This is a genomic window from Aestuariivivens sediminicola, assembly GCF_022662015.1.
Classification (GTDB): Bacteria; Bacteroidota; Bacteroidia; order Flavobacteriales; family Flavobacteriaceae; genus Aestuariivivens; species Aestuariivivens sediminicola.
In genome coordinates this window covers 409,548-433,871 of the sequence record NZ_JAKMCM010000001.1, presented here as the reverse complement: position 1 = coordinate 433,871, position 24,324 = coordinate 409,548, and the positions used below count along the sequence as shown (strand labels likewise).

Genomic DNA, 24,324 nt, shown 5'->3' with positions numbered 1-24,324 from the left:
TAGATCATCAGCATTGGTTATTTCTCATGGATTAAGGTCATCAAATCGACAGCATTACCTGGAAGCCTCTCATTCGAGGTTACACGACCTTTTAAACTGCCGTTTTCAAGTTTCAAAACGCCCCTGGGACAGACGGCAGCGCAGATTCCACAACCTACACAGCTGGAACGTACAATATTTTCTCCCTTTTGGGCGTAGGCACGGACGTCAATACCCATTTCACAGTAGGTCGAACAATTCCCGCAGGAGATGCATTGACCGCCATTCGTTGAAATTCTAAATTTCGAAAATAACCGCTGCTGAAATCCTAAAATAGCAGCCATAGGACACCCAAAACGGCACCAAACACGATTCCCCAAAATGGGATAAAATCCGGTCCCAATAACACCAGAAAAAATCGAACCGATATATAATCCATACGCAGTGCGTAAAGTACTTGATTTTATTAAAAAAACATGATCGGTGGTTCCACTATAATAGAGGATAAATAGCGCGGCAATGACCGTAAAATAACCTATGGCACCATACCAGGCGTCTTTACCGAATTCATGCCGTTTAAAAAGCATAACAACAACAAACAACACGGTTAAAAAACCACCGACGCTAAATAGAAATGTCTGTCGCGTTAGCCAGTATTGATTGGGGTCATTGCCTAAATAAGTGTATATTATTGCTGTTGTCATGATGACCGAAAAAACCAAAACCGTATGGATCAACCAGCGTTCAATTTTCCAAGCACTCAGTTTTTTAGAGGATAGATGCCTAAACGGATCTCCTACTGTTTCAGCCAGAGCACCACAGCCACATACCCAGGAACAATACCAACGTTTACCATACTTGTAAGTGAGTATGGGTGATATGACAAAAATTGACAGTATGCCGAAGATGAGTAGCGATAGTCCTAAGCTGCCGGAGGACAAAAATCCCTTGATGGACCAGCTGTCAAAGAGATAATAATTTAAGGGCCAGATGCTTTTCAGATCGTAATAGGGTAAATTATAATCCGGGCTTTCATTAAGTCTGGCCATAAACTCTGGTATTAAAAAAGCAAAACCCAGTTGGAAAAACATAACCGACACGGTGCGTAATTGCTGGTAACGGTTGTGGCGATATTTCAGCATGAATTTATATCCAAAAATCAATATCGCCAGTGTGTAAAGTGTACCATAAACAAACCATTGGCTGGCCGGTTTGCCGTTCAAAATAATGCTCAGTGGATCGAATAATGAGATAAGCCCAGTGTTAGCCCCATTGGCAGTAGCGAGCCCGAGATATTGCGGGTAAAAATATAGTACGATGTAAAACCCTGTAATGACAACTCCGGTGAGCCAACCGATAAGACCTCTTGAAGAAATGGATTTGAACCACACACCATCATTTTTGATGCCTTCTGATTTCTTCAGGTACATCTGCCTTGCAAAAACAATGGTACCCAGGGCAATAAGTCCCAGTGAAAGGGCTAAAAACAAGGCCCTGTTTGGGAAATGGATGTTAAATGCCGCCAGCAACATAATGAATAAACCCGCAATTCCTGAAAGCAGAGCCACCTTCTGTAAAAAGGTTAGGGTTTGGGCATCCGGTGTTGTCAGGGACATACTATAATTTAATTTATGAGGCATCACTAAACAGATTGTAATTGATTGTTAAAAGCCGATAGAATTTCCAATTCATAACGGGCAAAAAATTCCGAATCAAAATTAGCTTCAGATAAATGGGTCATCACATAGTCCACATCCCGTTTTTCATTCAGCCATCTGTTGAATACCTCATGACGCATGCGAATCCCAAAGGTGTTGATCCCTAAAAATTCACGGGTTAAGCTGTTATAGCTAACGGTAATGCACTTGGTATCGTCACTGTGCTTCCAGTGAAAGTGCTTCTCGTGGGTTCCGGGCTTTGCAAATACCCAACCATAGGTTTGATATTCAATATCGAAAAATTTTGCAGAGTTGAACCAATGCCCTGGATCATAGGCCATACGGTTACCACAGATGGTTTGAGCCACGGTTTCGCCCATCATTCTTCCCGTATACCAGACCGCTTCAACCGGCTTTCGGTTTCCAATGGCTTCATGTTGCTCAGCGCAATCGCCAATGGCATAAATGTCCTGGATATTGGTCTCGAGAAACCGATTCACTTTTACACCCCTGTTGGTTTCAATAGCCGAGCTTCTTATAAAATCAATATTAGGAGATACACCCGCTGTTAGTCCCACAACATCACAGGCGATTTCCTCACCGGTCTCGGCAATGATCACCGACCGTACCTTCCCGTTTTCATCGGCTTTGATTTCCTTTAGATTAGAACCCAAACGCAAATCAATATGATGGTTCCTGATATGACGGTTAATCATGGCACTTTCGCCATCCGGCAGCACGGCGTTCCAAAAGCTGTCTTCCCGAACCAGAAAGGTCACCGGAATATGTCTTGAATTCAACATTTCGGCAAGTTCAATACCAATTAGTCCACCGCCAACCACAACCGCTCTTTTACACACCCGGTTATTAGGGGCGTACGATTCAAGGTTATCCAGATCCTGTTTATGGTACAGGCCCATCACTCCTTTTAAATCTTGTCCCGGCCACCCAAACCTATTGGGCTTACTCCCGGTGGCGATAATCAATTTGTCGAAAGGCATCTCACTACCATCATCTAATATCAGGGTTTTGCGATCGGTTTCTATATGTGTTACACGGCCTTTTTTAAGACCGATATTATTCTTTTCCCAGAACCATTTTTCGTAAGGTTGCGTTTGCTCGAAGGTCATATGGCCCATGTAGACATACATGAGGGCTGTACGGGAAAAAAAATAATCTGTTTCAGAAGAGATAATCGTAATCGTTTTATTCGGGATATTGGGAAACTGATTACATATCTTTCTAATGTGACGGGCAGCGGTTACCCCTGAAATACCATTTCCAATAATTACAATGTCCTCCATGCCGTTAAGCTGTAATTGATGAGGTCCAAGTTAATAATAAAAAACGTAACCGATAATGGATGCGTAACATCCATTTTCTTAATTTTATACGATGCGTTGAAAGATTGTATTTGCGCTATTTCAAAACGACTTTAAATGACTAAAGCAATAACGGGCTGTCTTATTCTTCTTTTTGTGTCAATGTCATCCTGTGCACCTCAATTTTCTAAAATCAACGGGATTAGTTTCGTAGCCTCGAAACATGCTATTGATGAAAATCATGTTAAACCCGTATTGGCCATTCATGCCAATTATGCGGCCATTATGCCCTTTGGATTCCTAAAGGACTTAAACCATCCTGAGATACAATATGATTCCGGAAACCAATGGTTTGGAGAGACAAAATCCGGGGTAAGTCAATATATTAGAGAACTTAAAAAACATGGCATTAAGGTCATGCTCAAACCGCAGATATGGGTGTGGCGCGGTAAGTTTACAGGTGAAATAAAAATGCAGGATGAGAAGGATTGGCAGTTATTGGAGACGACATACACGAACTATATATTGGATTATGCCGCCTTAGCACAGGATCTGGATGTCCCTATTTTTTGCATTGGGACCGAATTGGAAACTTTCGTCAACCACAGACCAGACTATTGGTTTTCACTGATCCAAAAGATTAGATCTATCTACGATGGTGCGTTAACTTACGCGGCCAACTGGAATGAGTTTGAACAAACTCCTTTTTGGTCTGCGTTGGATTTTATTGGGATTGACGCTTATTTTCCGGTCAGTGACCGCAAAACGCCAACAACCGAGGAAGCACTTCAAGGTTGGGGCAGGCACAAGCCGGGTGTGGAAGGCATTTCAAGTCAGTACAATAAACCTATTTTATTTACTGAGTACGGATATAGAAGTGTTGATTATACGGGAATGGCGCCTTGGAAGAGTGATAGAAGTTTTAATCAGGTAAATCTCGCTGCTCAGGTAAATACCACATCGGCACTGTATGAGGCCTTTTGGGATGAGCCCTGGTTTGCAGGAGGATTCGTTTGGAAATGGTTCACAAACCATGATGACAGCGGTGGTAGAACAAACAGTATGTTTACCCCTCAAAACAAACCTGCGGAACAATTGATAAAAAGGCATTATGGACTTAAATAATACGTATTGATGCGCACTTTTGCTATTGGAGATATTCATGGCGGCTTAAAGGCCCTAATTCAGGTTTTGAACCAACTGGAGTTGAAAGATGATGATCGACTCATTTTTATAGGAGATTATGTTGATGGGTGGAGTGAATCGGCCCAGGTGATACAATTTTTAATGGAATTGTCTCAAAACATCGATTGCATTTTTATAAAAGGCAATCATGATGTATGGTGTGAGGAATGGCTTAAAGATGGCACCGTGAATCCGGTTTGGTACATGCATGGTGGTAAGGAAACCATAGCGAGTTATGAGGAGTATAATGACACGCATAAGAAAGCACATCTGAAATTCTTTGAACAGATGAAGCTCTATTATATTGATGCGTCGAATCGATTATTTTTACATGCCGGATTTACCTCGATGCACGGTGCAGAAAAGGAAGTGTTTGAGCAAGTCCTGTATTTCGACAGGACCCTATGGGAAATGGCTTTGACCATGGATAAGGCTATTGAAAGGGACTCCAGAATATATCCTAATCGCCTTAAACATTACAATGAAATTTTTATCGGCCACACACCGACCATTAATTACGGTGAATCCAAACCCATGCAGGCCATAAACGTTTGGAATATTGATACAGGAGCCGCTTTCACAGGTAAGTTATCTGCCGTTGATGTGGTGACCAAGGTGGTGTATCAGAGTGATCCTTTAACCGAATTGTACCCCGATGAAAAGGGGAGGAACAGGTAGTGTTGACACTTCAGGCGACCCATTTTTTATAGTACTTGTATAGGGCATCGGCATCGGCACCTAACCATCGTTTTAAATAAATGCGCCAATAAAAGTATTGTAATTTGAAGATACCGTGTTTTCTGTACATTCGGGCCGAGGTCTGCAATTTCTTGTCGATCACTACAAATTGTTTTCTGGAATACAATGCATGAATCAAGATTTGATCCTCATAAATCAGGTAATCCTCATCATACCCGCCTAGTTTATTGAAAAGGGTTCTCGTAATAAACAGACTCTGGTCACCTCCCCTGCATAAGCGCCAGTTAAATTGGGTAAACCAGCCTGCAAGCTGGAGCCACCAATGGCTGCTGTCGAACTGAATTCTAAAACAACCTGCTTCATTCGACTTCTTTACTTCGTTCACAATTAAGGCATCAAAACCGATGGGAGGTAAGGAATCCACATGTAAGAAATACAATATGGTTCCCGAAGCCTTTTTGGCTCCGAAATTCATTTGCTTCGCTCGTCCTGTATCCGTTTTCGCGAGTGTTATGCGGTGCTTATTTATAGGATCAAAATTTTTAACAATGGCCGGCGTGGCATCTGTACTGCCCCCGTCAACCACAATGATTTCCGAAATGTAATCCACTGAAAAGTTTTCGGTGAGATAAGTTAGCAACCTACCGATAAAGCTGGCTTCATTTAATACGGGAATTATTATGCTGATCATAAATAGTTAAAGAATTAAAACTGCATATGCGCTCATTCATTTAATGCCCAATCGTATGCTTTGTATCGTATCCTGGCGTTTTCTGAAATAGTCACATCGGTATATTGATTTAAAAAATCGATCAGCGTACCATTTTTTTTGAAGTCCCTGGCAAACCACTTAAATAATTGCGACAGTTCCAGGTTTTGAAAGGCAATCGAATTTTTTTCAGGATCGTTTAAGAATGCCTCAGTGGCAGCGCGCAACTGATGCTCTAAATGTGATGCGGTATAGGCTTCATTTTGTAATTTCGGACAGGATTGTGAGGCGCAGACAATGGCAAAATGGATACGGGGTTCATGCATTTTACGTAAGATCTGATGTTCGATCTCATTCAAATGATACCATTTCCCTCCCAGTTTCCAGAGCCTTTGTTTCCACGGATCTTCAATGTCCTTTATGCTTCCCAAAGGGTAATGTCGGAGCACCAGATCGATGGTCAGGGCGTTATAGGCATTTATCCAATAAGCAAGTTGTTCCTCCTGAGTCCAATTCGCCTTCGGAGGGTTATCACCTAAATAGCTTATATAGTCCAACAGCGTTTTCCAATTATTTTTAAACCCTTTATAGTCCACATTTCCATTTGCGGTAACATGCGCTTTCAGAAGACCGTCCCAAATCGAATGGTCTACAGGACCAGATGTTTGTTCAATGTCACGATGCTTTAAAACCATATGAGGAGGTAATGGCCTCACCTTATTCTTAGCGCGATTTTCAACGTGGATAGTAGGTAAAGTCAGCAGGTTTATAGAGCAGGTTTCAGGGTCCTCATGCGGAATTTCCAGAATGTGCAAGTCCATATCGGCACTGCTTTTGGCAGGCGTGCTGGTGAAAAGTAATACGGAAATAAAACATAACTTAAAATCGAACATGACAGGTCAACCTTTTAAAAATTTTGCCCACTGATGAATTTGCCAAACACTTATTTTTATATCTCTGCCGCAGGCGTTTCGTTTAACAACAACCCCCACCATCGTAATGATAGGTGGCATTACTGATAAAAATATTATCCCGGTTCAGATCCGAAAGTGCCCGGGCGGTTTTGTCGCAAACAGCCACAGGTTGGTTTTTGAGCAGAACATGGCCTTTCCCATCATCAAAAAAGGCATCACTACCAAAATATATCGCTGTTCTTCCCGTAAAAACACATGGCCCGTCGTCCGGCATCGGATCTTTAATTGCGGCAACTTCAATCGATTCTATATAGATCAGTTCATCAGTCGGGTAATGTTTGGAATCAAGTATTCTGTACGGTTTTCTCGCTCGAATTTCTATGGTTCCAAATCCGACATCTGTGAGCATCTTTACATAGTTGTCGAGAGGCAGACTGCCACTTAAACAGAGGGCACGAAGGCGTTCGTCGTCGCGCAAAACGGCGTTCATAGGTTGTTCGCAGATGGGATCACTCATTACCAGACGACCATGCGGCTTCAGGACACGATACATTTCGTGAATAGCCTGTTTGAGATCATCCTCCTTGAAAATATTAAACAGGCAATTTTGAGCTGCCACGTCTATACTATTATTCGCAATCGGAAGGTTTAATGCATCGCCTTTACGAAGATCGATAAATTCAGATTTAAACCAATCGTTCATCGCCTCAGCTTCAACACAGTTTCTACGGCAGGCGTCCAGCATTTCATCAACAGCGTCAACTCCGATAACCCCTTGTTTTTGTCGTGAGAAATAGGCAAACTGAAGCAATTCCATACCACCGCCAACACCGACGTACAAAATTTTAGGGTTATGCATGAGATCACGGGCATGAACTGTACTTCCACAGCCATAGTTCATCTCTTGCATGATGTTGGGAATTTTTAAGCCGGGTAATTCCCAAACCGGATTCGTCGTGCAACATAAACCCACATCAGGCGTCAATGCGGCTGCTTTATAAACATTTTTTGTGGTTTCCAGGTAACTCATGTGTTCTGTTTTTAAATTTCAAAATTCAGTACCGTTATGCCAATTGGTGTTACTCTAAGCTGAGGGACTGTAATTGTGACCTGATCTTTATAAGGTTTTAATTAGTTCTTTGAATAGCACCACCATATGCGGTTCTGCCCTGGCTGCGGCATCGAGTATATCCGGTATGCTAATGGGCTCCAGATTATCCGGATCGCATTCATCCGTTAATACCGATACTGCGGCTACCTTCAGGTTTAAATGGTTGGCAACGATGACTTCGGGAACGGTACTCATTCCAACGGCATCGGCTCCAATAATCTTAAGCATTCTGTATTCTGCCCTGGTCTCCAATTGCGGGCCCACTACACTTGCGTAAACCCCTTCATGTAAAGTTATCCCATGGGTATTTGCAATGGTCTTTAAAGCAGTATTAACCTTGACATCATAGGGCGAGCTCATATCTGTAAACCGTTCTCCAAGTTTTGCGACACCCTTAAATGCAAGTGGAGAACTGCCCTGAAGGTTAATGTGATCTTTAATAAGCATGAGATCCCCCTTTTTAAAATTTAAATTTATAGCGCCCGCAGCGTTGGATACCAAGAGTGTTTTTATACCCAATTTTTCCATAATTCGAACAGGAAAGGTAATGTCTTGTAAGGTATACCCCTCGTACAGATGAAATCGTCCTTGCATGACCACTACCTTTTTACCTTCTAACCTGCCATAAATTAATTTGCCCTTGTGAAATTCGACTGTTGCCGTTGGGAAATTTGGAATATGATTATAGCTGACTTCCTGCAAAATGGTAATGTCATCGAGAAGCTGGCCAAGACCTGTACCCAGGATAATTCCAATCTCAGGAGCATCAAAGCCTCTCCCTTTTAAATAGTCTACCGTTTCTTCAATATATTTAATCATGACATCGCTTTTAGTTTTGCTTGTAATTTAAAATTCGATTTAAAGAAGTTCGATGTTTTCAAGTCTTCGACAGTATCAATATCATTCAGTGTCATTAAGGTTTTGAATTTCAGGTTTTTTGAACGCAACTCCCTCAGTGTTTCTTCCAATAATTGCGGTTGACTCCAAGGTTTGTCCTCAAAAATAAATTTGTGTAATCTATTTAATCCTACCAAGTAATACCCCCCATCAGCAGAAGGCCCAAAAATGCAGTCCGCTTTACTTAATGATTTAAATCCTTCTTCTATCAGGTTTAAATTCATATCCGGTAAATCGGAGCCGATCAAAATGATCTGCTCATAGCCTGTTTCAAACCCCTCTTTAAAGGCATTCATCATACGTTCCCCAATAGTGTTCCCCTTTTGAATGTGTTTTGAGGCAGTAGTCCAGCCATCCTCAACAATAGCGTCCGAATAGAAAATGCGCACATCTGCTTTTACGTCTAGGGTTGCCCTCCGGGTCAGATCCAGAAGCGCCCTGTATATCTCGAAAGCTGCCTGTTTACCGAGGGCATGCGCCAATCTGGTTTTAACCTTTCCAAGGACCAAATTTTTAACAAATATGATAAGTAAATCCTTAGTCATAAATCGTAATGCCATTTGTAAGCCATTTACGCCATGCCTCAGAAAAAACATGAACGCTATCGGTTTCTATCTGATCGCGATTATATATGGGAAAATCCCTGTTTTTCCATTCAAAAATACCGCCATAGAGATTCCGGACATTTTCATATCCGGCTTTTTTAAGCTTTTCCCCGATATCCTCAGACCGGATACCAATGGAGCAATATACAACAATAATGGATTTTTTATCTGGTATTCTAAGCGCTACGGTATCGAGATTAAAAAAATCATAGCCCACATGAATGGCATTTCGGATATGACTGATGTCAAATTCTTTTTTTTCTCTCGCATCAAGAACAATCGCTTCAGTTTTAGGCATGGCCAATTCTTGAACTGAAATATACGGAATGCTGTGTGTGTTATTCTTTTTTAATAGTTGGGACAGTGTTTCCTGGGCATTAAGGGTATAAAATACAAGTAGAAAAAGCAACAGCATCGCGTTCTTTAGCAGGGGACCAAGGACTTGAAACGACCTGAACTTAAAGGAGCTGTTTGTGAGGTGTTTTGTCATATTAAAAAGATCATGCTACCGTACCCTGACAGCTACTGCCGGCTCCCGCCGTGCATCCATAACAATGTTGAGAAATAACAATAGATCTGCCTTCAAGCAAGGCTTCGTTGTATTCCGAAATATGTTTTACCTTGCTATTTACAGGAAGTTCCAACATCTGATTAAAGTCACAATCAAATAAATAGCCATCCCAACTCACAGAAAGCGTATTCGTACACATGACGTTTTGAACCGCATTGGGATTGAAGGATTCAACCAGTTGGTACATGTAATCTTCATAATTTTCTGAGGCAATGAGATAATCCAAGAACCGACTGATAGGTAAGTTGGTTATGGCATATAAATTATGAAAATGTATACCAAAATCCTTTAAGAGGGCATTTTTGAAATCGTTTTCCATGGCAGTCTGATTGGCCGGCAGGAAAGCGCCTGATGGGTTGTACACCAAGTCGAGCCTTAATGGGCTATCCGGTATGCCGTATCCAATAGCGTTCAATCTTTTCAGAGCGAGAATTGATTTGTCAAATACGCCATCACCACGTTGTTTGTCCGTTTTACCGCGGGTCCAGTGCGGCATGGAACTCACGACATGAATCTGATGCATTTTAAAAAACTCAGGGAGATCACGATACCCATTATTGGCTTCAATAATCGTTAAATTCGAACGGACAATAAAGTCTTTAATTCCAGCTTTTGAAGCCTCTTCTACAAACCAGCGAAAATGAGGGTTCATTTCCGGAGCACCACCGGTGAGGTCCAGCGTATGTGCACCGGTCTGTTTAATAACATCGAGACAATAGCCCATGGTTTCCCGGGTCATAATTTCCTTCCGGTCAGGACCGGCATCCACATGGCAATGGGAACACACCTGATTGCACATATAACCCAAATTGATCTGCAGTATTTCTAATTTCCTTGTTTTAAGCGGAAATTGACCGGTTTCAGAAATTTTTTCCTTAAAGGTAGGCAGGTCCCCGTTCCGGAAAATACCATTTGACAGGATTTCTAACTGCCGTTCACTATTTGCTAAATCACTTTGTCGTTTATGTAGAGACTTTAGAGCCATTCGTATTGATTATAGATTTAAAAGATCTGGAAGATGTTATATCCGCTCATGAATGCATTTGACTATGCCATAGGTTTTGGGAGGATGCTTTCAAAAGGCTTGTCCCAGCACCGTTTTACATATCTAATTTATTCACTTTATTCATCATCTGAACACCATGAACCAGGGAAGCACCACCGCGAATGGCTCCCGCTACATGCAAGGCTTCCATCATTTCCTCCTTTGTAATACCGCGTTGTAAGCCGTCGCCAGTATAGGCGTCGATGCAATATGGACATTGAATGGTATGCGCAACGGCTAGCGCAATCAAGGATTTTTCACGAGCTGTTAGCGATCCTTCCTCGAATACTTTACTGTAGTAATCAAAAAATTTATCGCCTAATTCCCGGTTCCAATCGCTTATGTTTCCAAATTTTTTTAAATCTGCCGGATCATAATAGGTTTTCTGCATAAAAAATATTTTCTCTAAAGATATAAATCTAAATGTTTGTAGTCGAAAAAAAATGGATTCCTAACATGTCATCTGATCAAAGGACAGGATAAATGTCACCTTGTGGGTATTATAAAAAATAACCCCATCCTTAATTAGTGAACAGGGTCTGTTTTAGGAATAATCATTTGATGTCTTACCAGTTTGTGTTCTTCATATGTTTTGCACCTTCAATGATACTCTGAACGACTTCAGGATTAAGCAAGGTACTGGTATCACCAAGATGTTCTGTATCGTTATGGGCAATCTTACGCAATATACGTCTCATAATTTTACCCGAACGTGTTTTTGGTAATCCCTCTGTAAACTGAATCTTATCCAATTTTGCAATCGGGCCAATATGTTCGGTTATAATTTGATTGATCTCTTTTCTCAGATTGTTCTGATCCCGGGATTCACCCACATCCTTCAAAATAACATAGCCATATAAGGCATTCCCTTTGACCTCATGAGGGAAACCGACAATGGCCGATTCAGCCACTGCAGGATGTTCATTGATGGCATCCTCAATCGGGGCTGTACCCAAATTATGCCCTGAAACGATAATAACATCATCCACACGACCTGTAATCCTGTAATATCCCACTTCGTCTCTCAGCGCACCGTCTCCCGTAAAATACTTGTTGTCAAAAGCCGAGAAGTAGGTGTCCTTATAGCGTTGGTGATTTCCCCAAATGGTCCGCGCCATGCTGGGCCAGGGATATTTAATACAGAGTCGGCCACTCACTTGATTGCCCTTGAGCTCCTGTCCGTTTTCATCCATCAGTGCAGGTTGAATACCGATAAAAGGCAGTGTGGCATAGGTTGGTTTTGTCGGCGTAACAAAGGGAATCGGACTAATCATAATGCCTCCGGTTTCGGTTTGCCACCAGGTGTCGACAATCGGACTTTGCTTTTTACCGATATTGTCGTTATACCAGTGCCATGCCTCCTCGTTTATGGGTTCCCCAACAGAACCTAAAACTTTTAGAGAAGTCAGATCGTATTTTTCTACCAGTTCGACACCTTGTTTTGCGAGGGCTCGTATTGCCGTGGGCGCTGTGTAGAACTGGTTGACTTTATGCTTTTCCACAATGTCCCAGAAACGTCCAAAATCCGGGTAACTCGGCACGCCTTCAAACATAATGGTGGTCGCCCCATTGGCCAGGGGGCCATAGACAATGTAGCTGTGTCCCGTAATCCAGCCTATATCGGCTGTACACCAATACACATCATTTTCTCTGTATTGAAATACATTTTTAAAGGTATACGCTGCATAAACCATATAACCGGCAGTGGTGTGTACCATACCTTTCGGTTTTCCGGTAGAGCCTGAGGTGTATAGAATGAACAAGGGGTCTTCAGCATTCATAACTTCGGCCTTACAAACGGATGAGGCCTGGTCCAGCAGCGGTTGCAGCCAGTGATCCCTGCCCGCTTTCATTGGTATGTCGCTGTGTATGCGTTTAGCCACCAGTACCGATTCCACATTGGGACAGCTTTCCAATGCCTCATCAACAATACCTTTAAGATCTATCGTTTTAGACCCCCGGTAAGAGCCATCGCTGGTAATCACCATTTTGCAATAGCAATCGTTTATTCGGGTCGAAAGCGCGGTAGAAGAAAACCCTGCAAATACTACTGAATGAATCGCTCCTATTCGGGCACAGGCCAGAACCGAAATCGCAAGTTCAGGGATCATGGGTAAATAAATGCAGACCCGATCGCCCCTGCTAATCCCCTGATCCTTTAAAACATTGGCAAACCTATTAACACGCTCACTTAATTGCTGGTAAGTAATGTGTTCAGCAGTTTCGTTCGGATCATTCGGTTCAAATAAGATGGCTGTTTTATGACCTCTCGTTGCAAGATGTCGGTCTATGCAATTCTCTGTAATGTTTAATTGTGCGCCCTGAAACCATTTAATTTCCGGTTTTGAAAAATCCCATTCAAGCACCTTGTCCCATTTTTTATGCCACATAAAATGTTCTTCAGCGACCTCTTCCCAAAAATTTTCAGGCTCTCGGACCGATTTTCTGTACACTTGATAGTATTCCTCTAAATGCTTGATGTGGTAATTACTCATTAGTTATGGATTTGTCTGATTTAATTTAGTTAAAGAAAGATACAATTTTACTAAATTTTTATCAAACAAAAGGGCTATACGAGGTATAAGTAGCATAACGAACACGCTGATACCACCATGAGGTTGTCATTTTTTAAAAAACCCTTCAATGACGGAAATACCCGATCAGGGCATGATAAAAACAAGGTTGATATGCCAACTACAGAGGGCTTATGATATACGAATAGTTTAAATCCTCCGGTTGAATGCGATACTGTTTATGGGCCCACGCCCTTTCGCTCCAGCTGTTGTCCCCGCCAACACCGGTTTGACCATAATCGATATTAATATTGACCAGGTCTCTCTGTTTAATATCCGTGGTATGTCGCTGCTGTTTTGTTTTGCCCGCATCGAAATCGACATTGTACTGGTGGTGTGCACTAAAATTCAGTAGTTGCATGCCATGAACTTTTAATCCCTTCCCTTTAGAATTCGTAAAACTCACCCATCGCACATCGGTCTTATACCCGTTTTCCTGAGGACGGATGTAAGGAAAATATAAATCGCTCACAGATGCCTTATACCTTCCGACAAGGGCAGAGGTCTTTCGGTCGGCGTAGTTCTCATGCGGTCCTCTGCCGAACCAGTTCACCTGATCATAATCCTTTTTGAGGATGAGGTTATTTCCAAATCGAGGTAAATGGGGCAGGCTGCTTTTAATCTGACTTAATTGGTTGGTGACCCGTATGTATCCAAGTTCATTGATACTGTAGTGGATTGTAATCTGGCCTTCAACTGCAGGTATATCATATACCGTTTTAATAGTGAAGTCATTTACCGATCCGTTTGTATTCAGATCCATGTGTTCACCTCCACTTAAAAAAGTAACTTCGGCTAAAGCCTGATCTTTTGTGGCGTCGTTCCACACCGCTAATTTTTGGGGAGATTTAGCTCCAAAATCGTTATCGGTGGAAGCTCTCCAGAAGTTTGGGCTTAAGCCATGAATTAAGAGGTTGCCGTCACCATAGTCCAGGGTCATTAGGCGTCCAGTGTTGAGGTTGAATTTGATTTCAAAATGCGCATTGGATATGGTTGCAATGGAATCATTGGTGGCTATAGATACATTACCCTTATGTTGAAAGTCGGTCACTTTCTTTACTTCCTTCAATGGCATCTGTTCATAAGCCACAATGTGATTGAGGGGTAACACATCAGTTTCTATGGTATTCAGGGCATATAGATTTAAATGGTATTCCGAGGAGGTCTTTGACATTTCCGGTAATTTAATTTTTACCGTTTCCGAATCATATGGAGCGACGTTCAGTTCAGGTAAATGTCCTGATGCAATTTCCTGACCATTCTCCAGTAGGGTCCATTTGAAATCAAACCTATTTAAGTTCGTAAAATCATATTTATTTACAATACGTACTTCTTTATGTTCCAGGTCAGCAGGTTCAAATTTGATGTACTGATAGACCTTTTTTACCTCGTGAAGTGCCGGGTGAGGCGATCTGTCGGGATTGACGATGCCATTCAGACAAAAGTTTTTGTCGTTCTGTAAATGGAACCCTCCCAGGTCACCCCCATAAGCCCAAAAGGATTCACCGGAAGCGGTCTCTGATAAAATGCCCTGATCGACCCAGTCCCATATAAATCCGCCTTGCATCGTAGGATACGATTCTATGACATCCCAATAGTCCTGAAGATTGCCTACGCTGTTACCCATGGCATGGGCATACTCACACTGTATCAACGGTCTTGACCCATCGTTTTCAACATAATTCTTCATCTGTTCGATGGTCCAGTACATTGGTGGCTGAATGTCTGTGTTTTCGTAATTCAAGGCCCCTTCATATTGCGTTGGTCTGGTCTTATCGTGTTCTTTTAACCAATTGTAGGTGGCATAAAAATTCGCTCCGTTTCCTGCTTCATTTCCCAAAGACCAGGTGACAATGGACGGATGGTTCTTATCGCGTTCGAACATTCTGGAGGTTCTATCGATAAAGGCACCATGCCATTGCTTCAAATACGCCGGGTGTATGGATTGTCTTTCCAAATTGGTATCCAAACCCTGGTTGGTTGCACCCATGCCGTGTAATTCGATATTGGCCTCGTCTATAACATAAAAGCCATAGGTATCGCACATCCTGTAAAAAAAGGGATTCTTCGGATAATGACTGCAGCGAATGGCATTCACATTATTTTGTTTCATCACTTTCAGGTCTGTCAGGGTTAAATCTTCAGTCACATAATGCCCCTCGGTGTCGCTGTGGTCGTGAAGGTTAACACCTTTTAGCAGTACGGGTTTCCCATTGACCAAAAACTGGCTGTTTTCAATTTTTATATTTCGAAAGCCTACTTTAATGGCTGTGGCTTCATTGTTAAAATGTATTAACAGCGTATACAAATTCGGATGTTCCGCATTCCAGGATCTGACATTCGGTATGGTTTTGCTGAATTCCAATTGATTCTCACCAATACCCAGCGCAATAGTTTGTTCTTCTTGGTACACGACAGTGTCGCCGTCCAACAGTTTGACTTCAATTGGTTTTTCAACAGCATCATTACTGTTGTTATGCAGTTCCAGATTTAAGTTAAACAGACCATCCTTATAGTCATTTTCTAAATCGGCGACCACCTTAAGATCACGCAGTGTGATTTTATCGGTGGCGTACACATAAACATCACGTTCAATACCCGACAGGCGCCAAAAGTCCTGGTCTTCCATATAGCTGGCGTCCGACCATCGCATCACCTGTACGGCAATGGCGTTTGTTCCCGGTTTCACGAATTTGGTGATATTAAATTCTGCTGCGGTTTTGCTTCCTTCGTTGTAACCTACAAATTCACCATTTAACCAAACATACATGGCACCACTTACACCGGCAAAATGTAAATAGATGTCTTTTCCTGTCCAGTCTTCCGGAATGTTGAAGTTGCGCTTATAACTACCATTATTGTTAATGTTATGAGGTATATAAGGCGGATTGGGGGGAAACATATATACAACGTTGGTATATACAGGTATACCAAAACCTTTGATTTCCCAATTGGAAGGCACAGAAATTGTGTCCCACCCCTGGATATTGAAGTCCTTTTTAAAAAAGTCAGCCGGCCTGGCTTGAACACTATCGGCATAGTAAAAGGACCACGTGCCGTTTAAGGATTTATAGAAGGCCGAATTTTGCCAACCTTCATTTTTTAGTGCCAATTCTATGCTGGGGTATTTATAAAAGCTAGCCGTAGGATCTTCTCTGTTAATTTGAAAGACCTCAGGATTTTCCCATTCGGGGTTGTCCCATTTTTCGGCGAGGTAAATCGGCTTTTCCACGCGTTTATCTGCACAGGTAAAAAGAACCAGTGCCATTACACTATAAAAAAAGAGCTTCGGTTTCATCAAAATGTTCTCGTTAGGTTAGTGGGTTAAAATTTAAGCCTAAACTGATGAGAATGCCTCATAAAATCCTCATGTTTAGATCGTATCATTTATAGATTAATTTATTTTAATTCTAAGGCTTCCGTTTCGTTATAACCTGCTCCACGTTCCGTCTTGAAAACCTCAAGAAGTTCGGCCAACTTCTCGGGGTTAGAATCGGCAAGATTCGTTTCCTGACCGAGATCGTCTTTTAGATTGTATAATTGAAAATCCTTGGAATTACCTGTTTCAATATTCACCTGCTGGTTAAGCGGACTTCCTTTATAAGGCGGGATCAGCACCCAGTCGCCTTTTCTTAGAGCTGTTCTTGTGGTAGCTTCAATGATCAGGTGGCTTCTGCCTGTATCGCTTTTACCGAGTAAGGTCTCGATTAGATTTTTACTGTCAGGGCCTTCCAGTTCACTGTCAACCAATGAGGCCAAAGATGTCATAAGATCAAGCTGGCATACCAGGGCGTCGGATACCCTGGGTGCTATGGTGCCTTTCCAATACGTCACAAACGGAACGCGCGTTCCCGCCTCGAACAGACTGTATTTACCACCGCGCAGCGGGCCTGCCGGCTCATGGTCGCCCAACTTTTCAACGGCATCATCATAATAGCCATCATTTAAAACCGGGCCATTATCACTTGAAAAAACAATAAGGGTGTTTTCTAATAATTGTTCTTCTTCCAGCGTTTTTAACAGTTCGCCGATACACCAATCGGCCTCAACAATCACATCGCCGCGAGGCCCCATACCGGAAGCCCCTACGAAGCGTTCGTGAGGGGTTCTTGGCACATGCGGTTGCTGCAAGGCATAATACAGGAAAAAGGGATTGTTTTTTTGACGCCTTATATAGTCTTGAGCTTCCTTTAAAAATGTATCCGCCATATCCTCGTCCACCCATTTGGCCGATGCACCGCCTTTCATAAAGCCGATTCTGGGGATCCCGTTAACAATGGAATTATTATGGCCGTGATGCCATTTCATTTTCAATAATTCCGGATTGTCCTTTCCTGTGGGTTCGCCTTCGAAATTCGTACGGTAGTTCACTGCAATAGGATCCTCAGGATCTAAATGATCGACTTTTCCATTTTTGATATATACCGTAGGGACCCTGTCCTGAGTCGCTGCCATAATATAGCTGTAATCAAACCCCACTTCATTCGGGCCCGGTGAGATATGTGCATTCCAGTCTACCTGACCGTCCCCCAATCCCAAATGCCATTTGCCAACAATACCCGTATGATAGCCTTTTGTCTTTAACATTTTTGGAATGGTCATTTGAGTCGTATCGATAAGCAAGGGTGCTGTACCGGGTAATATTTTAGCATCTTTATTCCGCCAGGGATAGGTGCCGGTCAGCAAGGCATATCTGCTGGGAGTACATGTTGCAGAGGAGGCGTATCCATTGGTAAAGCGAACACCGTTTTGAGCGAGGCGATCCATGTTTGGGGTATTGATTTCGGTAGCCCCATAGGCACTGACATCGCCATAACCCAGATCGTCGGCATAGATAAAAATGATATTTGGTTTTTCGATTCCGGTTTGATCGGATACCCCGGTATCCGTTTCAGATTTATGCTCTTTGCACGAGTGGCTCAATAAAAGAATGGCAATGAGCGGATAAATTAAGGTTTTAAATTCCATGTTTTCACAATGTAGTTTACTATTTCTTTCTTTCAAATCGATCCGGATGCATCGCGCTGTAAGCCTTGTCTTCCTGGAGCCCCATGAAAACAGGATCCATCATGCTGTTGTCCCAAGAGCTGTACTCTGCTTCAATAGTTTCCGAATCCGGACCATGAGGATCGATTTCAGCATGGGCCTCAGACAGGTCGGTGGTTAGGTCAAAGAGCATGCTTTTATCATTTAAGGAAACCATTTTCGCCCCATCGCTCTGCCTGATGGCGTGCTCGTTGGCGTCAAATTTCCTCCAGAATAAGAAACCATGCGGCACACCTTTATCATTTCCGGTTAAATAAGGGATTAAATCAACCCCGTCAATGTTATTTTTAGTCTGTATCGGAGTTGCTGATTGTGCGATAGCTGTGGCAAAGATGTCCAGTGAAATGATCGGTGCCTCATAGACCAGCCCCCCGTTTATTTTATTCGGCCAGCGCATGGCAAAAGGTACGCGGATACCGCCTTCGAAAACCTCTCCTTTGCCTCCTCTAAGCGGACCATTATCAGAGGCATTCTTTTTTTCAGGACCACCGTTGTCCGATAGAAAGTAGATCATGGTGTTGTCTGCAATTCCCAGGGCGTCCAAGGTGTTCAGAATTTCCCCAACACCATCATCCACAGCGCTAACCATGGCGGCATAGGTCTTTCTTTTTTTATTCTTAATATGGTCAAACCGCTTTAAATAGTGGTCCGTGGCCTGCAATGGGCCATGAGGTGCATTATAGGCCAGATACATGAAGAAAGGCCGGTCTTTGTATTTTTTAATATAGGAAACGGCTTCCCTGGATAGCGCATCCGTTAAATACGCGTCTTCCTCTATACGCGTGTCATTTCGAAGTAATTTGGTCTTATAGGCATCAAACTGGCTTTTCACTTCGTATTCGTCCTGTAAGGTCCAGTATTCCGGAAAATAGTAATGTCCTCCGGTTAAGAAGCCATAAAAGTCATCGAAGCCTCTTTTCAGTGGTCTTAGGGATTCATGGGCACCCAAATGCCATTTTCCAAGAGCTACGGACTTGTAATTGGCTTTTTTTAAGGCCTCAGCTAAGGTCTCTTCAGAAAGCGGTAAACCCATGTTCGCATCGTTTGGAGCGAACAAAGGATTTCTTCCAAATCCGAAACGGTCCTGGTAACGCCCTGTAATTAAACCTGCGCGACTTGGCCCACACACGGCGTAACTGACATAGGCATTGGTGAATGTTACACCTTCGGCGGCAATCGTATCTATGTTCGGTGTCGGGATGTCCAGGCATCCGTTAAATCCGACATCTTCATAACCTAAGTCATCAACAAGAATTATGATCACGTTAGGCGAATTCTGAGCCTCGGATGTCAGTGTTGCCCATCCTATTAATAAAAGCAGAGCGAATATGTTTTTCATCTTTAATAAACTAGACAATGGCATACCTTTTAAAAAGGGTATCTGCATCAAAGATATGGTTTAAGGCGTTAAATCGAGGGTAATATGGGCTCAATTTAGGGTAACAAAACGGTCATTTGAAAAAAATTAAATTTTCAAGATCATAGAGCAGAGCAATTCATGATGATGAATTGGCAGTCAAGTATCTTAATTTTATGAATTAAATCTGTTATTTTAAATTATCTCATTACATTTATTACATGATTACCCTCGGAGGGGTGCTTCATGCTACCATAGAATTATAAACGTTTTGACAATAGAATGTATCACATGAATCGCATATTCATCCTGTGCTTTGTTTTGTTTTCTCTGTCCATGTTATCGCAGGATAATAGGACGAACTACGTCATTGATTTTATAACAACCAAGCAGGGTCTATCGCACAATTATGTGCCCAGCATTGTGAGCGATGATTTAAATATGAAGTGGATAGGAACCGAAAATGGCATTACCAAATTCAATGGTTATGATTACGAATATATAAAACCGAGTGACACATATGATGCCCTGTTGAATGAAAATATTGAAGTGCTTTTTATGGATGAGGCATCCAATTTATGGATCGGTACCAAAAGTGGCGGATTGTCTTATTTCGACATAAAGAATAATGCCATAAAGAATTACAACCATTTAATCGACCTTGACAATGAGGGTGATTTGAGAATAACAGCGATCTCCCAGGATCAGGACGGTCACATTTGGGTCGGTACCTGGCAGAACGGCGTTTTTGTTATCGATTTTAAAAATGATGTTCTGGTGAACCAATATCAGTTTTATCAGGCGGTGTACAGCATAGAACGTGATTTTCATGATAACATGTGGTTTTGTAGCGGAAACAGGGTTCACATGTTCGACTGGAAGAAGAAAACCATTGTATCCCATAATCTGAGAAAGCAGGTTACGGATGTCCTTTCAGATGAAAGTCGCAATAGGATTTGGATTGCCGTGGCCGGAGATGATACCAAACTTTACAGCTATGACTGCAGTACAACATCCATAGATACTTTAGAGACTCATGTTCCCAGCAATTTTTCAAGGAAATTATCCCTGGACAAGTACGATAGATTATGGATCGGAACCTGGGGAAGAGGCGTCTACAGGAGCAATGAAACGATGACAGCCTTCAGCAAGATTGATTTGATTTCAAGCAGTTCAGATAAGATAAGTGCCAATTACAATACCATTTTAAGCATTCATCACGACAGAAATAACGTGACTTGGCTGGCAACTGCCAATGGCGGGGTTGTGAAATTATTGGAAGGAAATGGATTTGAAAATGCAGATCAGCTTATTACGGATAAAAATTTAAAGAGCAATTTAAATTGTACCAGTATTTATAAGAATGAAGCCTCCCTTTTTGTGGGAACCTTTTATGGTTTATATCACGGGAAGCATTTTTCCGACTTGACTTTAATTGAGGGGATCGGTATTGTTAAGGTGAACGTCTTATATGAGCACCAAAGAAAGTTGTATATCGGCACAGCAGATGGTTTCCACATATACGATCTGGATAATGACATCCTTATCTACAACTCCAAGGGCAGATTGAATAAGGTCACTTCTTTTTTGATTGAAAACAGTACGCTTTATATCGGATCTCAGCAATTGGGGCTGGCTGTTGTGAATTTAAACCAATTGGATGATGAAGACCGTTATACCATCTACTCGGAACAACTGGAGAATGCCAATAAAATTGAAAGCAACAGGATTACCTCCATAAAGAAGGATGATTTTGGCAATATTTGGGTGAGTTCCTATAACGGCTTGCATTTGTACGACAGAGACAGTAAAACATTCATCCACCAGTCCAGGATATTGGAGGGCAAATTACCCAGTGTCATTATAAATGCCACAGAGATAAAAGGGAGTAATATATGGCTTGCCACTCCAAATGGTTTAATTAAATTAAACTATAACGGCAACCAACTTATAATAGAGGACATTATAACGCAAAATGACGGTTTGAACAGTGATTTTATCTGTTCCCTGACCTTCGATGAAAAATCGAATCTATGGTTAAGTACGCACACCGAGATTGTGCGATATAATCCTTACGAGAAGATCATCATTAGCTATGGCGATATCAACGGGGTGCGGTCGACCTCCTTCAATAACAAAAGCTTTTTTAACTATAAGAATGAGGAGATTTATTTCGGTGGCATTGATAACATTACGTTTTTTAATCCCGGTGATATAAAGGATTTTAATACGGTTCCCGAAATTATATTCACAACGCTAAGAGTAAATAATGAGGTCATTCAGTACAAGACGGGTAATCCCATCCTCGATGAAAATTTCAATTATGCCAGCAGTATAAAATTAACCCACAGGGAAGATTTCTTTTCAACCCAGTTCGTTTCAAACGATTTTCTCGGGAAACTCAATGTGAAGTATAAATATATTTTAGAAGGCCATCAGGACGAATGGATCGAACTTCAAAACAGAAATGAAATTAATTTCGCAGCCTTGTCGCCCGGGACCTACACCCTAAAGGTCATAGCATCAAGAGATAACCAGCACTGGAGTGAACCTAAGGCCTTAACGATCACCTTATCGGGATCACCATGGTTAAGTGCCTGGGCTTTAATTTTTTATGTGGTTGTATTAGTGGCAATTATCGTCTATTTGGTGCAATCGAATAACTACAAATTACGACTCCAGAACAAGTTGGAAATTGTCAGGATAGATCGGGAGAAGGAAATGGAACTTACCGAAGCCAAACTGAACTTTTTTACCAATATTTCCCATGAATTCAGGAGTCCGCTGTCCTTGATAGTAGGTCCGATTAAAGAATTGTTGGACATCCAGAACCTTCCGGCCAAGGTCAACAAGAATTTGCATTATATCGATAAGAACACGAACAGGCTGCTCAACCTTATCAATCAACTTTTAGACTTCCGAAAAGCGGACCATGGCTTGCTTAAACTTAGTGTGTCCCAGGGCAATTTTGTTCGATTTTCCAGGGAGGTCTTCTTATATTTTAAGGAAGCTGCCAAGGCCAAAGGTGTTGCCTATGATTTTAAGTCTTACCATGATGACATCCTGTTTCCATTTGACAGGAACAAGATGGAAATCGTCCTGTGCAATATATTGTCGAACGCCATAAAGTATACAGAATCCGGAGATGCCATAGTCATGGAGATCGATAAGGATGCTGAGTTTTGTGTTATTGCCATAATGGATACGGGTATTGGGATACGTGCTGAGGATATGGAAAAGATATTCGATCGGTTCTTTCAGATAAAATCGGCCAACTCCGCCAGGATGGTAGGCAGCGGTATCGGTTTGTCATTTTCAAAAAAAATTATTGAGTTGCATCATGGCAGTATCTCAGTTGAGAGTAAACCGGGCGAGGGATCGACATTTATCATCAAGTTAGCAATGGATCCAAAACTTTACAGGGGATTTTTCAATGAGCATTTTATGACCTCGGACAACATGAATGGGTATAACACCATTGAATTGCCTGAGAAAGTGGAAAATTTGAGCCTGGAAGCCAAGGAACACACCATTCTTGTTATTGATGACAATGTAGAGATCCTGGCCTATTTAAAGGACATTTTATCGGACGATTATAATATCATCCAGGCGGATAATGGTGATCTGGGCTATCAGAAGGCCTCCAGTGATATCCCGGATTTGATTGTTAGTGATATTATGATGCCCGGAAAGGATGGTATTACCCTGTGCAAAGAATTAAAATCCCAGTTAACGACCTCACATATTCCAATTATTTTATTGACCGCAAGGACTTCGACGGTATTTGAAATTGAAGGACTCAAAACCGGAGCCGATGATTATGTCAGCAAACCTTTTAATGCAAAGGTCATCAGGGCCCGAATTGAGAGTCTGTTGGAAAACCGGGAAAAAATTAGGGCTCATTTTCTGAATAAGGTGCGCTTCGAGCCAACAGCGGCATCAATAGAACACGACGCGGATACTGAGAACACCTTTATTCATCAGGCTATTCTACTGGTTGAAAATAATTTGGATAATCCCAGGTTTGGTATCGATCAGATGGTTGACGAACTGTGCATGAGTCAATCCACCTTATACAGGAAGATAAAGTCATTAACCGGATTATCGTTAACGGCCTTCATACGCTCCATACGTTTAAAGAAATCGGCCCAGCTCATATTGTCCTCAGATTTGAACCTGAATCAAATCGCCTACGAGGTTGGATTTAATGACTATAAGTACTTCAAAAACTCCTTTAAAAAACAATTCAACTGTGTGCCTTCTAAATATAAGGCTTTGATAAGTAAGTCATAGGCTTGGTGATTTTTTGTCACTTCGAGTGACAAATGCGTTACTGTTTTAAATTATTGAAAGCACTGTCAGTTCGAGTGACCCCGATCCCGAGGATTCGGGAGGGGTCGTATCGAGAACTTTTGGTTTGGGATGCTTCTCGATAATAATTTGTTCCGCTTTGCTTCACAAATTCACTCGAAGTGACATATCGGTCCTTATTAAATTTATAGGATTGTTTGTCAGTTTGGGAGGGATCGTATCGAGAACTCTCTATAAACCTGCTTCTCCATTCCAGCCAAAACCAGGCGCATTATTTTTTATACGGCGCTTTATAAATTACCAGCCTCGACAATCGCAGGTATCTGTAACTTTGCCCCGTAA

At 41.9% G+C, this 24,324-nt stretch carries 17 protein-coding genes; 3 read left to right on the top strand and 14 right to left on the bottom strand.

Annotation, left to right across the window (positions count from 1 at the left end):
- Nucleotides 1–17 precede the first annotated feature (17 nt).
- Together MR041_RS01885 and MR041_RS01880 are read right to left on the bottom strand one after the other, a co-directional pair.
- Entirely contained in the window at nt 18–1,619 is a 1,602-nt protein-coding gene (locus MR041_RS01885; protein WP_242091885.1) for a 4Fe-4S binding protein, read from the bottom strand.
- A 2-nt stretch (nt 1,620–1,621) separates the two neighbouring features.
- Nucleotides 1,622–2,941 carry an NAD(P)/FAD-dependent oxidoreductase gene (locus MR041_RS01880; RefSeq protein WP_242091884.1) on the bottom strand — a complete coding sequence of 440 codons (1,320 nt, stop codon included), beginning with the start codon at nt 2,939–2,941 and terminating at the stop codon, nt 1,622–1,624.
- Nucleotides 2,942–3,076: 135 nt separating this feature from the next.
- Between MR041_RS01880 and MR041_RS01875 the strand changes: the two genes are divergently transcribed.
- The gene (locus MR041_RS01875) at nt 3,077–4,084 is read left to right on the top strand and encodes a glycoside hydrolase family 113 (protein ID WP_242091883.1); all 1,008 of its coding nucleotides are present in this window, start codon (nt 3,077–3,079) and stop codon (nt 4,082–4,084) included.
- Nucleotides 4,085–4,093: 9 nt separating this feature from the next.
- Entirely contained in the window at nt 4,094–4,822 is a 729-nt protein-coding gene (locus MR041_RS01870) for a metallophosphoesterase family protein (protein ID WP_242092487.1), read from the top strand.
- 10 nt (nt 4,823–4,832) lie between these two features.
- On the opposite strand, the gene MR041_RS01865 is transcribed toward MR041_RS01870, so the two are convergent.
- From MR041_RS01865 to MR041_RS01810, 12 genes are all read right to left on the bottom strand, one after another.
- On the bottom strand, nt 4,833–5,534 hold the full coding sequence (locus tag MR041_RS01865; protein ID WP_242091882.1) for a TIGR04283 family arsenosugar biosynthesis glycosyltransferase: 702 nt from the start codon (nt 5,532–5,534) through the stop codon (nt 4,833–4,835).
- Between the two features lie 32 nt (nt 5,535–5,566).
- The gene (locus MR041_RS01860) at nt 5,567–6,445 is read right to left on the bottom strand and encodes a DUF547 domain-containing protein (RefSeq protein WP_242091881.1); all 879 of its coding nucleotides are present in this window, start codon (nt 6,443–6,445) and stop codon (nt 5,567–5,569) included.
- An 82-nt stretch (nt 6,446–6,527) separates the two neighbouring features.
- Nucleotides 6,528–7,496: an arsenosugar biosynthesis arsenite methyltransferase ArsM gene (arsM, locus tag MR041_RS01855; protein ID WP_242091880.1), complete on the bottom strand. Its 969-nt coding sequence runs from the start codon at nt 7,494–7,496 to the stop codon at nt 6,528–6,530.
- Nucleotides 7,497–7,583: 87 nt separating this feature from the next.
- Nucleotides 7,584–8,396: a purine-nucleoside phosphorylase gene (locus tag MR041_RS01850; RefSeq protein ID WP_242091879.1), complete on the bottom strand. Its 813-nt coding sequence runs from the start codon at nt 8,394–8,396 to the stop codon at nt 7,584–7,586.
- Nucleotides 8,393–9,034: a TIGR04282 family arsenosugar biosynthesis glycosyltransferase gene (locus MR041_RS01845; protein ID WP_242091878.1), complete on the bottom strand. Its 642-nt coding sequence runs from the start codon at nt 9,032–9,034 to the stop codon at nt 8,393–8,395. Before MR041_RS01845 ends, MR041_RS01850 begins: the two co-directional genes overlap by 4 nt.
- Nucleotides 9,012–9,569 (bottom strand): rhodanese-like domain-containing protein, encoded by a 558-nt coding sequence (locus MR041_RS01840; RefSeq protein WP_242091877.1) that lies wholly within the window; start codon nt 9,567–9,569, stop codon nt 9,012–9,014. The genes MR041_RS01845 and MR041_RS01840 overlap by 23 nt, the downstream gene beginning before the upstream one ends.
- A gap of 10 nt (nt 9,570–9,579) precedes the next feature.
- Nucleotides 9,580–10,635: an arsenosugar biosynthesis radical SAM (seleno)protein ArsS gene (gene arsS / locus MR041_RS01835; RefSeq protein ID WP_242091876.1), complete on the bottom strand. Its 1,056-nt coding sequence runs from the start codon at nt 10,633–10,635 to the stop codon at nt 9,580–9,582.
- Nucleotides 10,636–10,750: 115 nt separating this feature from the next.
- The gene (locus tag MR041_RS01830; RefSeq protein WP_242091875.1) at nt 10,751–11,086 is read right to left on the bottom strand and encodes an arsenosugar biosynthesis-associated peroxidase-like protein; all 336 of its coding nucleotides are present in this window, start codon (nt 11,084–11,086) and stop codon (nt 10,751–10,753) included.
- 175 nt (nt 11,087–11,261) lie between these two features.
- Complete coding sequence (acs, locus tag MR041_RS01825; RefSeq protein ID WP_242091874.1) at nt 11,262–13,190, bottom strand: acetate--CoA ligase; 1,929 nt, start codon at nt 13,188–13,190, stop codon at nt 11,262–11,264.
- Between the two features lie 199 nt (nt 13,191–13,389).
- A complete protein-coding gene (gene lacZ, locus MR041_RS01820; protein WP_242091873.1) occupies nt 13,390–16,566 on the bottom strand; it encodes a beta-galactosidase, LacZ type in 3,177 nt (1,058 codons plus the stop codon).
- A gap of 101 nt (nt 16,567–16,667) precedes the next feature.
- Nucleotides 16,668–18,236, bottom strand: coding sequence for a sulfatase family protein (locus tag MR041_RS01815; RefSeq protein WP_242091872.1), 1,569 nt, complete (start codon nt 18,234–18,236; stop codon nt 16,668–16,670).
- A gap of 19 nt (nt 18,237–18,255) precedes the next feature.
- Nucleotides 18,256–19,653: a sulfatase-like hydrolase/transferase gene (locus MR041_RS01810; RefSeq protein WP_242091871.1), complete on the bottom strand. Its 1,398-nt coding sequence runs from the start codon at nt 19,651–19,653 to the stop codon at nt 18,256–18,258.
- A gap of 309 nt (nt 19,654–19,962) precedes the next feature.
- On the opposite strand from MR041_RS01810, the gene MR041_RS01805 reads away from it, so the two are divergent.
- Nucleotides 19,963–23,964, top strand: a complete 4,002-nt coding sequence (locus MR041_RS01805; protein WP_242091870.1) for a hybrid sensor histidine kinase/response regulator transcription factor — start codon at nt 19,963–19,965, stop codon at nt 23,962–23,964.
- The last annotated feature ends 360 nt before the right edge of the window (nt 23,965–24,324 follow it).

Bases quoted from the DNA above. Each gene is read 5' to 3' on its own strand.
- MR041_RS01840 (WP_242091877.1), bottom strand. From the start codon at position 9,569: ATGACAAAACACCTCACAAACAGCTCCTTTAAGTTCAGGTCGTTTCAA.
- arsS (WP_242091876.1), bottom strand. From the start codon at position 10,635: ATGGCTCTAAAGTCTCTACATAAACGACAAAGTGATTTAGCAAATAGT.
- MR041_RS01870 (WP_242092487.1), top strand. From the start codon at position 4,094: ATGCGCACTTTTGCTATTGGAGATATTCATGGCGGCTTAAAGGCCCTA.
- MR041_RS01815 (WP_242091872.1), bottom strand. From the start codon at position 18,236: ATGGAATTTAAAACCTTAATTTATCCGCTCATTGCCATTCTTTTATTG.
- lacZ (WP_242091873.1), bottom strand. From the start codon at position 16,566: ATGAAACCGAAGCTCTTTTTTTATAGTGTAATGGCACTGGTTCTTTTT.
- MR041_RS01860 (WP_242091881.1), bottom strand. From the start codon at position 6,445: ATGTTCGATTTTAAGTTATGTTTTATTTCCGTATTACTTTTCACCAGC.
- MR041_RS01880 (WP_242091884.1), bottom strand. From the start codon at position 2,941: ATGGAGGACATTGTAATTATTGGAAATGGTATTTCAGGGGTAACCGCT.
- arsM (WP_242091880.1), bottom strand. From the start codon at position 7,496: ATGAGTTACCTGGAAACCACAAAAAATGTTTATAAAGCAGCCGCATTG.
- MR041_RS01850 (WP_242091879.1), bottom strand. From the start codon at position 8,396: ATGATTAAATATATTGAAGAAACGGTAGACTATTTAAAAGGGAGAGGC.
- MR041_RS01830 (WP_242091875.1), bottom strand. From the start codon at position 11,086: ATGCAGAAAACCTATTATGATCCGGCAGATTTAAAAAAATTTGGAAAC.
- MR041_RS01865 (WP_242091882.1), bottom strand. From the start codon at position 5,534: ATGATCAGCATAATAATTCCCGTATTAAATGAAGCCAGCTTTATCGGT.
- MR041_RS01875 (WP_242091883.1), top strand. From the start codon at position 3,077: ATGACTAAAGCAATAACGGGCTGTCTTATTCTTCTTTTTGTGTCAATG.
- MR041_RS01810 (WP_242091871.1), bottom strand. From the start codon at position 19,653: ATGAAAAACATATTCGCTCTGCTTTTATTAATAGGATGGGCAACACTG.
- MR041_RS01845 (WP_242091878.1), bottom strand. From the start codon at position 9,034: ATGGCATTACGATTTATGACTAAGGATTTACTTATCATATTTGTTAAA.
- MR041_RS01885 (WP_242091885.1), bottom strand. From the start codon at position 1,619: ATGCCTCATAAATTAAATTATAGTATGTCCCTGACAACACCGGATGCC.
- acs (WP_242091874.1), bottom strand. From the start codon at position 13,190: ATGAGTAATTACCACATCAAGCATTTAGAGGAATACTATCAAGTGTAC.
- MR041_RS01805 (WP_242091870.1), top strand. From the start codon at position 19,963: ATGAATCGCATATTCATCCTGTGCTTTGTTTTGTTTTCTCTGTCCATG.